10 protein-coding genes and 1 tRNA gene are annotated in these 12,214 nt (G+C 74.0%); 7 read left to right on the top strand and 4 right to left on the bottom strand.

The genetic code is table 11. The features are described 5' to 3' along the window. The first annotated feature begins 20 nt into the window (after positions 1-20). The 3 genes from SM793_RS30670 to SM793_RS30660 all read left to right on the top strand — a co-directional run bounded on the left by SM793_RS30670 (position 21) and on the right by SM793_RS30660 (position 2,931). A tRNA-Gly gene (locus SM793_RS30670) sits at positions 21-94 on the top strand. Between the two features lie 76 nt (positions 95-170). Further along, positions 171-626 (top strand): hypothetical protein, encoded by a 456-nt coding sequence (locus SM793_RS30665; RefSeq protein ID WP_320441571.1) that lies wholly within the window; start codon positions 171-173, stop codon positions 624-626. Positions 627-744: 118 nt separating this feature from the next. Then, positions 745-2,931 (top strand): tetratricopeptide repeat protein, encoded by a 2,187-nt coding sequence (locus SM793_RS30660; RefSeq protein ID WP_320441570.1) that lies wholly within the window; start codon positions 745-747, stop codon positions 2,929-2,931. Here SM793_RS30660 and SM793_RS30655 read toward each other — a convergent pair. The 4 genes from SM793_RS30655 to SM793_RS30640 all read right to left on the bottom strand — a co-directional run bounded on the left by SM793_RS30655 (position 2,882) and on the right by SM793_RS30640 (position 8,084). Further along, on the bottom strand, positions 2,882-4,666 hold the full coding sequence (locus SM793_RS30655) for a hypothetical protein (RefSeq protein ID WP_320441569.1): 1,785 nt from the start codon (positions 4,664-4,666) through the stop codon (positions 2,882-2,884). The genes SM793_RS30660 and SM793_RS30655 overlap by 50 nt on opposite strands. A gap of 113 nt (positions 4,667-4,779) precedes the next feature. After that, the gene (locus SM793_RS30650) at positions 4,780-5,430 is read right to left on the bottom strand and encodes a TetR/AcrR family transcriptional regulator (RefSeq protein WP_320441568.1); all 651 of its coding nucleotides are present in this window, start codon (positions 5,428-5,430) and stop codon (positions 4,780-4,782) included. A 579-nt stretch (positions 5,431-6,009) separates the two neighbouring features. Beyond that, the gene (locus tag SM793_RS30645) at positions 6,010-6,654 is read right to left on the bottom strand and encodes a response regulator transcription factor (protein ID WP_320441567.1); all 645 of its coding nucleotides are present in this window, start codon (positions 6,652-6,654) and stop codon (positions 6,010-6,012) included. Then, a complete protein-coding gene (locus SM793_RS30640) occupies positions 6,651-8,084 on the bottom strand; it encodes a sensor histidine kinase (protein ID WP_413816068.1) in 1,434 nt (477 codons plus the stop codon). The genes SM793_RS30645 and SM793_RS30640 overlap by 4 nt, the downstream gene beginning before the upstream one ends. Positions 8,085-8,304: 220 nt before the next feature. Between SM793_RS30640 and SM793_RS30635 the strand changes: the two genes are divergently transcribed. The 4 genes from SM793_RS30635 to SM793_RS30620 all read left to right on the top strand — a co-directional run bounded on the left by SM793_RS30635 (position 8,305) and on the right by SM793_RS30620 (position 12,195). Further along, the gene (locus SM793_RS30635; RefSeq protein WP_320441565.1) at positions 8,305-8,868 is read left to right on the top strand and encodes a heme-binding protein; all 564 of its coding nucleotides are present in this window, start codon (positions 8,305-8,307) and stop codon (positions 8,866-8,868) included. A gap of 294 nt (positions 8,869-9,162) precedes the next feature. Beyond that, positions 9,163-9,576 (top strand): hypothetical protein, encoded by a 414-nt coding sequence (locus tag SM793_RS30630; protein WP_320441564.1) that lies wholly within the window; start codon positions 9,163-9,165, stop codon positions 9,574-9,576. Between the two features lie 190 nt (positions 9,577-9,766). Beyond that, positions 9,767-10,651, top strand: a complete 885-nt coding sequence (locus SM793_RS30625; protein WP_320441563.1) for an NAD(P)-dependent oxidoreductase — start codon at positions 9,767-9,769, stop codon at positions 10,649-10,651. A gap of 272 nt (positions 10,652-10,923) precedes the next feature. Next, positions 10,924-12,195 (top strand): LPXTG cell wall anchor domain-containing protein, encoded by a 1,272-nt coding sequence (locus tag SM793_RS30620; RefSeq protein WP_320441562.1) that lies wholly within the window; start codon positions 10,924-10,926, stop codon positions 12,193-12,195. Positions 12,196-12,214: the final 19 nt, after the last annotated feature.

The following is a 12,214-nucleotide window of genomic DNA, read 5'->3' as shown; positions in this document are numbered from 1 at the left end:
CGTCTCTGACGACTCGTCAGGCGGGCGTAGTTTAATGGTAGAACATGAGCTTCCCAAGCTTATAGCGCGAGTTCGATTCTCGTCGCCCGCTCCAGTAGTAAAGCCGCAGGTCAGCGACCTGCGGCTTTTGTGTTTTCCAGGCCGGTCGACCCCTTTTCCGGGAGGCTCGTTTGAATCGCACGAAATTCGCCGTCGCCGCGGCGACAATCGCGGCTGCGCTTCTCGTCGCCTCCTGCGGGCCCACCACCGGGGCCGCGCCCGGGCAGCGGGCGGCCTTTGCGCCCACGGCGATGCCCTCCGCGAACGGGACGGAGGGCGGAGCGGCTGAGTTCGCCCGGTTCGTGGGGGAGAACGGCACGGCGGAGCAGCGGTCGGCGGTGATCGGGCACGTGTCGAAGGTCGCCCGGTCGGTGTCCCAGGGGGACCACCGCAACAGCTACATCGCCACCGATCTCCCGCAGTCCGACGACGCGACGACGCGTGCCGTCATCAACGCCTACCTGGCGTGGGCCGGGCCGGCGGACGATGCCGTCATGCTCGTGCTCTACACCGCCGCCGGAACGGTCATGGGCGCGGTGGAGCTCGGGAGTTGGCGGAATCCCGCGTCGACGCCGTCGGGCGGGTAGCGGAGACCGCTCCCTCGGCGCGCGAGGTCCTTCGGCGGTCTGCTCCGGCAGGCTACCGTTGGGCCGGATGCAACGGGCTGGGGCATTGGTGAACCTCTGCCTCACGGAGGACCGGGGGGTGGGTGCGGTGGATCCGCTGTCGTTGTCGATGGTGACGGCTTTCCTGGGCGCGGCCGGTGCGGGGATGGCCAACGAGGCGGGGAAGCGGGCCTGGGAGACGGTGGGCGGGCTGGTGGCCCGGGTGGTGGGGCGTGAGGTGCCGGCGCCGGTGGGGCCGGCCGAGCGGGAGTCGGTGGCGGGGCTGCTCGTGGCGGAGGCGCTGCGCAACCCCGAGCAGGCGAGGGCGCTCGCCGCTGTGATGAGTGGCGGGGGTACGGGCGGGGCGGCGGCGCACGGGGTGCCGCGGCTGTTGCCGGCCTCGGCCCGCTTCTTCACCGACCGGAAGGGCCCGTTGGCGCTGCTGGACCGTGAGGCGGACCGCAAGCCCGACGGCCTGCCGAAGGTGGCCGTCCTGCACGGTCCGGCGGGAATCGGTACCAGTGCGCTCGCCTTCCACTGGGGTGGCCGCGAGGCCGGCCGGTTCCCGGACGGGACCTTGTACATGGATCTCCGGGGCGGTTCGGCGAGCACCGCTCCGACGGCCGCGACGGTCCTGCGGCACTTCCTGCTGCGTCTGGGCGTGCCGGCGGAGTACGTTCCGCCCGCCGTGGAGGACCGGGTCGACCTGTTCCGCTCCCTGCTGTCCGGCCGGCGGCTGCTGGTCGTGCTCGACCACGCGCAGTCGGCGGGCCAGGTCGGTCCGCTGATCACGGCGGCGCCCGGGGTGTTCACCCTGATCGTCGCCCGCCGTCCGCTCACCGGGTTGGACGCGGTCACCGTCTCCGTCGGCCCGCTGTCCGACAAGGACGCCAGGCGGCTGCTGGCCGAGCTGGCGGGGCGGTCCGCCCTGGTGACGGCCCGGGCCGCGCTGCCCTCGGTACTGGAGCGGTGCGCCGGTTCCCCGTTCGCGCTGCGAGCCATGGCTCCGTACCTGGCGACGGGGCCGCTCGGCGGCGGCGATCCGGGGGGTCCCCTGGCTGCGTCGGGTCCTGTGACTGCGGCGGATCCCCGGTCGGAAGGGGGTCCCGTGCCTCCGGTGCGGGCCGTCGCGGAGGAGGTCTACCGGCGGCTCGGGGCGGAGGCGGCGCGGGTCTACCGGCTCGGGTCGCTGCGGCCGTGGCCCTCGCTGAACGCGGCCGTGGTGGCGGTGACGGCCGAGGTGCCGGAGGACGAGGCGCAGCGGGCGCTGGCCGAACTGGCGGAACTCCAACTGCTGGAGAGCACCGGGGACGGTCGCTACCGGTACCGGCCGGCGGTGCGTGCGCACGCGGAGGAGACCGCCGCCCGCGAGGACGGTCTGGCGGGTTGCGCCGCGGCCGTCGCCCGCGCCGCGGACTGGTACCTGCGGTTCGCCGTCCGCGCCGACTACGCGGCGTTGAAGGAACGTTGGCACCTCGGCCCGCTGTTCGCCGAACTGGGGCCGGGACCGTACGAGGACGAGGGCGCGGCGGTCGCCGCGCTGGTCGCCGAGGCGGGCAACCTGGTGGAATCCGTGCTCGCCGCCGAGGAGTTCGGCCGCTTCGACACCGTCTGCCAGACCGTCGAGGCGCTCTGGGCGGTGCAGTTGAAGGCCGGCAGCCACGATGTGCTGCTGCCCGCGCTGAGGGCCGGGGCCCGTACGGCCGGTCGGCACTGCCCGGGGACCCGGACGGCCGGCCGGATGCACATCCAACTCGCCTTCGCCCTGATGGAGTTGCGGCAGGACGACGAAGCGGAACGTGAGCTGCTGACGGCCGCGGAGGACGAGGCCCGGGCCGGACACGCGCGCGGCCGGGCGACGGCGGTCGAGTCGCTGGGGCTGCTGCGGCTGCGCCAGTGGCGGTTCCGGCCGGCCCTCGAGTGCTTCGAGGAGGCGGACGGGCTGCTGGACCGGATCGGTCCGGCCGACGACGGCGCCGCTGATGTGCCGCGGGCCCGTGCGCTGCTGCACCGGCACCGGGGGCGGGCGCTGCGAGGGCTAGGCCGGTTCGACGAGGCGGCGCAACGGCTCGCCACAGCAAGGGAGTTCTTCCGCGACAGCGGCGAGCGCTACAACACCGCCCGGGTGCTGACGGATCTCGCTGAACTCCACCTCGACGCGGCGGACCACGCCGGGGCGCTGCCACTGATCGACGAGGCCGTGCTGCTGCTGAGCCGGGAGAACGCCACTGTCCACCTCACCTATCTGGCCGGGCTGCGCGCGCAGTGCCTTCCCGATCGACCGTGACGCGAACCCGCGCGACGCGGGTCCCGGTTCCGACGGTCAGGGTGGTGGGCGTCGATGCCGTGATCGCGGGGCCGGTGTGCAGCCGTGCGAGCAGCGCGGAGGCGTGCACGGCCGGGTCGCCGGCGGTGTCGGAGGTCAGCCTGCACCGCAGTCCGCCGCGGTGCAGCACCTCGCACTCGCGAGGGCCGGTGACAAAGGCGGCGAGTGAGGCGGACCGGTACCGGGCGAGCACTTCGGCCGCCCACTCCCGGGGCGAGCCGAACCGGGGGTCGTCCGCCCCGCCGTACTGGAGGATGACGTCGGCCGACTCCAGCGCGCCGGGATCGAGGGTGTCCTCGTGCACGGCGAGGTGCACGGCGAGGTGGCCCTCGCCTTCGGCGTCGTCGGGTTCGTACCGCGGTTCGGCGAAGCGCAGGACGGCGATGGTCCCGTCCGCGGTGGTGCGGGTGAGCACGTGCAGGGGCGCGGTGCGGAGCGGCGGCTCGTACGGCGGCAGTGGCAGCGGGTCGAGCACCGCCGGGGCGGCCGGTTCGGTGATGCCGATCAGCCGGTAGAAGAGGCCGCGCAGCAGGAGCGCGGAGCGCCCCGGGACCGAGCTGGTCAGCTCGGTCGGCCCGTCGAGGGGGCGGTGTCCGGTCAGCAGCCTGTCCAACTGGGGCCGCAGCGCCCGGTACGGATCGAGCCGGGGCGCGGACCGGACGAACGCCGCGACGGGTGACTCCGTCCCGAGGGCCTCCGGGTCGGCGGCGCCCAGCAGCACGGGTGTGCCGCAGGCGGCGGCGTAGTAGCTGACCGAACCGAAGTCGCCCAGGACCACGTCCGCGGCGATCAGGGCCTGGCGCCAGCCTTCGAGCGGGTCGACGAGGGCGAGCCCGGCCCGACGGGCCCGGTCCAGCCAGAGGCGGACCTGACCGGGGCCGTGGCCGTGCCAGATGTTCGGGTGGAGGACGGCCGCCACCCGGTACTCGTCGGCGGGGAGTTCGGACGTCAGCCGGGGCAGCAGGAGCGGGAGGACGTCCTCGGAGCCGGAGTCACCGAAGAGCGAGGTCGGATTCCAGGTGGAGTTCAGCAGGACGAGGCGCTGCCCGGGATGTACCCCCAGGGCCCGCCGGTACCGGTCCCGGTGGTGCCGGGCGGCGAGGATGCGGTCGAAGCAGGGATCGCCGGCCAGTACGGCGGTCGGCACGGCCTCGGGACAGGACTCGGCGAGTCGGTCGATCTGCTCCGGGTGGGAGAAGACCATGGCGTCCGCGATCGGGGCGCCTTCGGCGGTGAGGATCCACTCCGGCCCGAGCCCGAACACGGCGTCCGGCGTCCGGCGTCCGGCGTCCGGCGTCCGGCGTCCGGCGTCCGGCGCGGCCAGCTTCTTATTGTATCCGACGCCATGCGACAGGACTGTCAACTTGCCTTTGAGATCGCCGAGTTGGCCGCCGAAGCTGGCCGATATCGCCAGGTCCACGGGAGTCGAGAGGGCCTGCTCCCAGGGCAGGACCGGGATGCCCATCGAAGCCAGCAGCTCCGCCACGCCCGACTGGAACGGCGAGGAGCCGGTGCAGGTCGCCAGCACCTGGACCCGCAGGTCGTCGCGGAACAGTGGAAGCACGTCGACCAGCCGCGTCGCCGCCGTCACGTTGTGGATGACCAGCAGGACCCGTCGGCACCGTCCGCGGGTGGCCCATCGGGCCGCATCGGGCCCCACCGGTACGCGAACCCAGCGCTTCACGTCCTCGACCACGTTGCCTCCAGCCCTTCCGGTTCGAGACCTCTGCGGCCGCCGTCGCCGATCTTGGAATCGGAACTGCCAACGTATCGCGCCGAGCGTGAGCCCCCCTGGTGGTCCTGCCGTGCTCAGGGGCGGGGGTAGAGGCGGAGGAAGGCCTGGACCCCGGTGGTGACCGTGGTGTGGAGGGCGGCGTCGGAGATGGGCACGGCGCCGTAGAAGGACTGGTCGGCCGCGCCGCTGAAGGTGAGCAGGGTGAAGTGGGTCGCGGCGAGGTCGGAGTCGTCGACGGTGAGCAGGTCCTGGGAGGCGAGGCGGGTGAGGTGGTCGGCGAGGTCGCGCTGGGAGGCGAGCGGACCGGCGGCTAGCCAGGCGGCGAGGACGTCGGGCGGGATGTTGCCGGCTTCGGCGCGGATGGTGCGGCCGAGGGCGTAGTGCTCGCCGGCGGCGAGGACGGCCTTGGCGCGGTCGACGGCGAAGGCGGCGAGGTCGGCCTCCAGGTCGACGATCTTGTGCAGATGGCGGTCGGCCAGGCCGGCGACGATCTCGGTGAGTTCGCCGGCGTTCTCCAGGACGACGGACAGGAAGAGCTTCTCCTTGTCGCCGAAGTGGTTGTAGATGGTGCGCTTGGACACGCCGGCCTCGGAGGCGATGGCGTCGACGCTGGCCCGGGTGTAGCCCTCGCGGCCGAACACCGTGCTCGCCGCGCGGGCGATGGCCCGGCGCTTCTCGGGCATGCGGCGTGAGCCGGTGGTCGCTGCCGGGTTCGCTGTGCTCATCGGGCGGGGTCCCCTCCTCGCGGCTTGTTGCACTACCCGGTGCAGTTTACCCGGAGGGGCGTGAAGTGCGGACGGGGGCGAGGGCGGCAAAAAACGGACGGCGAAAGCGGGGCGGCAGAACGGGGAGCGGCGGACGGAGCCGCGAAAAGGGGCCGGAAAGCAGGGAGGCGCGGAGCGAGTCCCCCCGGACCCGCTCCGCGCCGCGTCGACGCGCGGCTTGTACGCCGCTCCCCCCGACCACCCCCGGACTCCGCCGTCCCCCCTGACGTCGCTCTCCGGCGAGAGCGTTCCGCACAGCCTCGGCAGGCCCCCTTTGTTGTGGGGCGTCGTTGATCGTTACCGTAACAAACCGCATGGTTGGTTTGTCAATACCTTGAATCCATGAAACATCCACAATCGGGGATGGCCGTCCGGTTGGCAAGGGGCGGCCGGGGGCGGCCGGGAGCAAGTGACGGCGGCCGGTGGGATCGGTCGTTCGGGTGCCGGGGGATTCCGGGCGCGGACCGCGGGCCGATGGTTCGTAATCCGATATTCCGAACGGAATGTCGGTATTCGGCATGGCCATGGCCATCGCCATCGTCAGCGCAGCAGGCGGCGTTCCTTGGCGACCGCCACCGCGCCCGCGCGGGTGTCGACGCCCAGCTTGTCGTAGATCCGGCCCAGGTGCGTCTTCACCGTCGCCTCGCTGATGAACAGCGCGCGGGCGATCTCCCGGTTGCCGAGCCCGTGGGCGAGCTGGGCGAGGATCTCCGTCTCGCGCTCGGTGAGCTGCGGCGCCGGGGCCCGCATCTGTGCCATCACCCGGGAGGCGACCGGCGGCGAGAGCACCGTGCGGCCCTGGGCGGCCGAGTGCACCGCGGCGAACAGTTCCTCCGGCCGCTCGGCCTTCAGCAGGTAGCCGGTCGCGCCCGCGCCGATCGCCCGGGTGATGTCGGCATCGGTGTCGTACGTGGTCAGCACCAGGACGTGCGGGGGCTCGGGAACTGCGGTGATCCGCCGGGCGGCCTCCACCCCGTCGATGCCGTCGCCGAGCTGGAGGTCCATCAGCACCACCTGCGGGGCCAGTCGGGCCGCGAGGTCGACCGCCTCCTCGCCGCTGCTCGCCTCGCCGACCACATCGATGTCGCCGGCGCTGGCCAGCAGGGCGAGCAGACCGGCCCGGACCACCGCGTGGTCGTCGCAGACCAGCAGCCGGACCGGGAACGGGGCGGGGGTGGGGTTCATCGGACGGCTCCTGGGCCCTGGTGACGGTCGGGCGCGGCGGGGGTGTCGGGGGTGGCGGGGGTGGCGGGGGTGGCGGAGGAATCAGGGGAGTCGGGCGTGGGGGGAGCGGTGGGAGCCGGGGAAGGGGCGGACGCGAGTACGAGCGGGACCGCGGCCGAGACGACGGTGCCCTCGCCGGGGGCGCTCTCCACGGTCAGGTTCCCACCGAGCTGGCGCAGCCGGGCCCGCATGGCGGGCAGGCCGTGGCCCCGGCTCCCGGCGGCGGCCGTGTCTCCGGGGGAGAAGCCGCGGCCGTCGTCGGCGATGTCCAGGACGGCCTGGTCGCCGAGGAAGGAGAGGGTGAGGGCGGCGGCCGTGGCCCCGGCGTGCTCGCGGACGTTGGCGAGCGCGCCCTGCGCGATCCGCAGCAGCGCGGACTGCGCGGCCGCCGGGAGCGGCACCGGTGCGCCGTCCAGATGGAAGCGGACCGGCAGCCCGCTCTCGGCGGACTCCCGTTCGGCGAGCGAGCGCAGGGCCCGGTCGAGGGTGCGGCCGTCGGCCAGCTCGGCGGGCGCGAGGTCGTGGACGAAGCGGCGGGCCTCGGCGAGGTTCCGGGCGGCCACCGCGGCGGCGGTCCGGACGTGGCCCCGGGCGGTGGCCGGGTCGCCGTCCCAGGTGCGGTCGGCGGCCTGGAGCAGCATCTGCTGGCTGGAGAGGCCCTGGGCGAGGGTGTCGTGGATCTCCATGGCGAGCCGTTCGCGCTCGGCCAGCGTGCCCTCCCGCCGTTCGGTGGCGGCGAGTTCGCGCCGGGTGCGGACCAGGTCGGCGATCAGCGCCCGCTGCCGTTCGGCCTGCCGCTCCATGTAGAGGAAGACGCCGGTGGCCAGTGCGGCGACGGCGGGCGGCAGCAGCAGGAGGTTGGCGTCGGTCGTGCCCGGCAGCCGGACCTCGCCGACCACCACCAGCAGGGTGAGCGCCGCGACGAGGGGGATGGCCGCGGGTCTGGGCAGCGTGCGCAGGGCCGTGTAGACCAGCGGCACGGCGCACCAGGAGAAGCTCGGCGCGAGCAGCACCAGGACCACCCAGAGCACGGTCACCACGGCCAGCGGCCAGGCGGGCCGGCGCTGCCCGGGGGCGGGCGGGCGGCGGTGGGCGAGCCAGGAGCCGAGCGGCTGGACGACGGCCAGGGCGATGCTCAGGCCGAGCACCCAGGGGATGCGCGGATTGCCCGGGTGGTGGGTGAGGAAGCGGCTCAGCGAGGTGGCGAGCAGCAGCAGGAACGCGGAGTCGAGCAGGACGGCCAGCCGGCCGGCGTCCGGGTCGAGCGGGGGGCCGGGGTGGTGCACGGGGCCGCTCCTCGCTCGCTCGCTTCCGATGGCCGGTCGTCGTGATCGCTGGTCGTCGTGGTGGCCGGTCGTGGTCGTGGCCGGTCTTCGTGGCCGGCTGGTCATGGCCGGTCGTGGCCGGTCTTCGTGACGACGGCCGCTGCCCTGGCCGGGGTGATCCCTCGATGGTGACCCGTCCGGCCCGGGGACGCATCAGCCGATCGGCTGACGGGTCCGTCGTCCATCATGCCCCTGGGAGGTGTCCGGACCGCCGATGTGGTGGAGGGGGCTGTCGCCGGAGGATCGGTTCCGTTCCCAGCGACACCATCCGACGAGGAGCCGGACCATGAAGAAGACCTCCGTTCGTACCAAGGTGCTGACCGGCACCGTCGCCGCCGCCGCGCTGGCCGCCGCCACCCTCGGCGCCGTCTCGGCCAGTGCCGAGGCCACCGACACCCCGGCCGTCGCCGCCGCGGCGGTCAAGGTCGACACCCAGAACAAGAACCTCGCCCAGACCACCGGTCTGACCGTCGATGCCGCCACCAAGGCCGCCCAGGCCACCCTGGACGCGGCGACCAAGGCCGGTCAGAAGGTCTCGGTGGCGGTCGTCGACCGTGACGGTGTCACCCGGGTGCTGCTCAAGGGCGACGGTGCCGGCCCGCAGTCGCCGGAGTCGGCCGTGCGGAAGGCCTTCACCGCGGTCTCCTGGAACGCGCCCACCTCCGAGCTGGCCAAGCGGCTCGCGCAGGCGCCGAACCTGAAGGACATCCCGGGGACCCTGTTCCTGGCCGGCGGCGCGCCGGTGCAGTCGAAGGGTGCGCCGGTCGCGGGTATCGGCGTCGCGGGCGCGCCCAGCGGCGACCTGGACGAGCAGTTCGCGCAGGCGGGCGTCGAGGCGCTCGGCAAGTGACACCCGGCGGGTGAAGGGCGTGGGACCGGAGCACGCGCCGGAGCGGACCCCCGACCGCTCCGGCGCGCACCGGTCCGCGCCCGCGCCCGCAGTGCGGCTGCTCGGGCGGTCGCTCCGGCGGTCGCCCCCGCTGTGCGGGCGGCGGCCGTCGTGGTGGTCGCCCGCGAACGGCCTCCTGGCCGGTGCCCCGTGGGCTCCCCGTACGGGTGAAGGTCACCCGGGTCGTCGCAGAACACGGGCACTTTGGCCGAAAAGCCGCTGCCGCTGTCGGTGCCGCGTGGCAGGCTTCCCGCTATGACGGCGTGGACCCTCAACGACATCGAACGTGCGATCCGCTCCTCCTGGGGTGTCGACACCTGCGCGCCCGAGGACCAGGCCCACTGGCGTCCCGACAATCCCGCCCACGGTCAGTGCCGGGCGACCGCCCTGGTGGTGCACGACCTGCTGGGCGGCGAGCTGATGATGGGCGAGGTGTACGTCGGCGGGGTCCGGACGGACCTGCACTGGTGGAACCGCTCCGCCGCCGGCGCCGAGGTCGACATGACCCGCTCGCGCTTCGGCCCGGACGAAGAGGTCGGCCCCGGTCGTCCCGTCGCCCGCCCGCAGCGTCCGGGTCGGCTCCAGGTCCAGTACCAGTTGCTGCGCCACCGGGTGGCCGCGCGGCTGGAGGCGGCGGCGGCGGACGGGCACCGCGCGGCGGCCGCCTGACCGCTCCCGACCCGCGAGCCGTCAGAGCCACCGACCGCCTTGCCGACCGACCGACCGCCTTCCCGGCCGGCCGTCGACCACCCTCCGTGAGCCGGACGGCTTCGGTCGGCGGCCCGGCGGGCTGACGTACAGTCGGTTGCCCGTGGTCGGACGATCCGGTCCGCGCGCCGGGTGACAGTGGGAGTGTGCGATGAGCGGGACGACGGTCGGCTTCGTCGGACTGGGCGCGATGGGCCAGGGCATGGCCGGCAGCCTGCTGCGGGCCGGGCACGCCGTCCGGGTGTGGAACCGCTCGCCCGAGCCGGTGGCCGCGATGGTCGCCCAGGGTGCCGAGGCGGCCGAGGATCTGGCCGACGTCTTCGCGGCCGACGCGGTCGTCTCGATGCTCGCCCACGACGCCGCCGTCGAGCGGCTGCTGCTCGACCCGGTCCTGCTGGCCGGTGCCGCGGCCACCCTGCACATCAACATGGCCACCGTGTCGGTCGGCCTGGCCGAGCGGGCCGAGGCCCTGCACGCCGAGCACGGCATCGGGTACGTCGCCGCGCCGGTCCTCGGCCGCCCGCCGGTGGCCGCCGCCGGGGAGCTCGACATCCTGGCCGCCGGGGCCCCGGGGACGCTGGCGGCGGCCGAACCGCTGCTCGCCGCGATGGGCCGGCGCGTCTGGCACTTCGGCGAGCGCCCGGCCCAGGCCAACACCGCCAAGATCAGCACCAACTTCCTGCTGGCGTGCGCGATCGAGTCGATGGCGGAGGCGTGCAGCCTGGCCGAGGCCAACGGCGTCCGGCCGACCGACCTGATCGAGATGCTCAGCGGCACGCTGTTCCCCGGCCCGATCTACTCCGGGTACGGTGCGATGGTCGCCGAACGCCGTTACGAGCCCGCCGGGTTCAAGCTGCCGCTGGGGCTCAAGGACGTCGACCTCGCACTCACCGCCGGGGCCTCGGCGCGGGTGCCGCTGCCGTTCGGCAGCGTGCTGCGGGACGCGTTCCTGGACGCGCTCGCGCACGGGGACGGCGAGAAGGACTGGGCGGCGGTCGCGGCGGTCGCGCGCCGGCGGGCCGGACTCCCCGCGTAGTGCCTTTCCGGCAGGCGCCGTTCCCCACCGTGTACCGATCACCCGTCGCCCTCTGCCAGGTGCGGGCAAAAGGCGCTTTCCGGGGCAGAGTTGGTCCAACCGGACAGAAAACGGCCTGGGCCCGTTTCAAACCCGCACCCACCTTCCGGCACCGCGGGGACCTTCTGTAGTCTCCGTCGGACTTTCAGCTTCGCGGGGGGATCGCGGCTCGGACTACCACCGGGTCCACCCGCGCTCCCGGGCCGCGCCCGGACACCTTCGTGAGGTTTCCCTTGTCCATCTCCATACCTCGCAGTCTGGCCCTGGCCGGCGCCGCCGCGCTCGCCGCCTCGATGGCCCTCACCGGCGCCCAGGGCGCCGTCGCCGCCGCCACGGGCTCGCCCTCGGCCGCCGCGCCGCAGGCCGACAAGGCCGCCCACCGCCAGCTCGACCTGTCGCTGGACGGGGTGCCGGGCACCTTCGTCGCCGGTGGCGAGTCCAAGCAGTTCAGCTTCACGATCGACAACAACACGAAGACGGACTTCGTGTTCTACCCGCTGCTCAAGTTCAAGAACGCCCAGGACAACCTGAAGGCGAAGGACCTGAAGGTCGAGTACCAGCTGCCCGAGGCGCTGGACCGGACCAAGACCTGGCGCCCGGCCGGCGCCGCGCCGGGTGCCGAGGCCGACGACGACGGTGTGCTGTTCCTGCTCGCCAAGCTCCAGGAGGACGGCAATCCGGACTACGAGGACTCGCTGCTGGCCGTCACCAAGGGCAGCAGCCTGACGGTCGCCGTCCGCGTCACCGTGGCCAAGGACGCGCCGCGCGGCCACGCCGGCGTGGTGCCGGTGGTCTTCTCCGCCGAGGCCGAGGGCAAGACGCCGACCGGCGAGGCCGAGTTCAGCTGCGACGGCATCCGCGGCAAGCGCTTCAAGATCGTGGCCGAGGGCCCGGGCAAGCCGAGCCCGAGCGCCACGCCGTCGACGGCCAAGCCGACCACCCCCAGCACGAGCCCGACGGTGAAGCCGACCGGCAGCCCGACCACCACCTCGCCGTCGCCGTCCGCCTCGCCGACCGCATCGACGACCGCCTCGCCGACCCCGAGCACGACGGCGACCCCGTCGACCACGGCCACGCCGTCCACCACGGCGACCCCGTCGACGACCGCCACCCCGTCCACCACGCCGACGCCCTCGACGACGGCGACCCCGTCGCCGACCGCCACCCCGTCGACCACCGCCTCGCCCTCGGAGAGCGCCACCGCGACGCCGAGCGGGAGCACCTCCCCGAGCGCGCCCGCGACCGCCGCCCCGTCGAGCCCCGCGCCGACCCAGGACGACACCGCCGGGCCGATCGACTTCCCGGTGAGCGTTCCGAAGGTCAAGCCGCTGCCGATCACCCCGGCGGCCGTCGCCAAGGCCAAGTCCAACGCGGACAAGGCGCTCGCCACCACGGGCGGCGGTGACGACACCACCGCCATCGCGATCGCGGGTGGCGCCGTCCTCGCGGCCGGTGTCGGCACCCTGGTCGTGCTGCGCCGCCGTCGCACCGCGCAGCAGGGCTGAGCCCGGGCCGTCCCGGCGC

The sequence above is a fragment of the Kitasatospora purpeofusca genome (assembly GCF_034043715.1).
GTDB lineage: Bacteria > Actinomycetota > Actinomycetes > Streptomycetales > Streptomycetaceae > Kitasatospora > Kitasatospora purpeofusca_A.
Note: the sequence above shows the minus strand (reverse complement) of the source record. Positions and strands in the feature narration are given on the sequence as shown.

What these genes read in the sequence shown, in the direction of transcription:
- SM793_RS30650 (WP_320441568.1), bottom strand. Translation starts at nt 5,430, where the DNA reads ATGAGCACAGCGAACCCGGCAGCGACCACCGGCTCACGCCGCATGCCC.
- SM793_RS30645 (WP_320441567.1), bottom strand. Translation starts at nt 6,654, where the DNA reads ATGAACCCCACCCCCGCCCCGTTCCCGGTCCGGCTGCTGGTCTGCGAC.
- SM793_RS30640 (WP_413816068.1), bottom strand. Translation starts at nt 8,084, where the DNA reads ATGACCAGCCGGCCACGAAGACCGGCCACGACCACGACCGGCCACCAC.
- SM793_RS30635 (WP_320441565.1), top strand. Translation starts at nt 8,305, where the DNA reads ATGAAGAAGACCTCCGTTCGTACCAAGGTGCTGACCGGCACCGTCGCC.
- SM793_RS30630 (WP_320441564.1), top strand. Translation starts at nt 9,163, where the DNA reads ATGACGGCGTGGACCCTCAACGACATCGAACGTGCGATCCGCTCCTCC.
- SM793_RS30625 (WP_320441563.1), top strand. Translation starts at nt 9,767, where the DNA reads ATGAGCGGGACGACGGTCGGCTTCGTCGGACTGGGCGCGATGGGCCAG.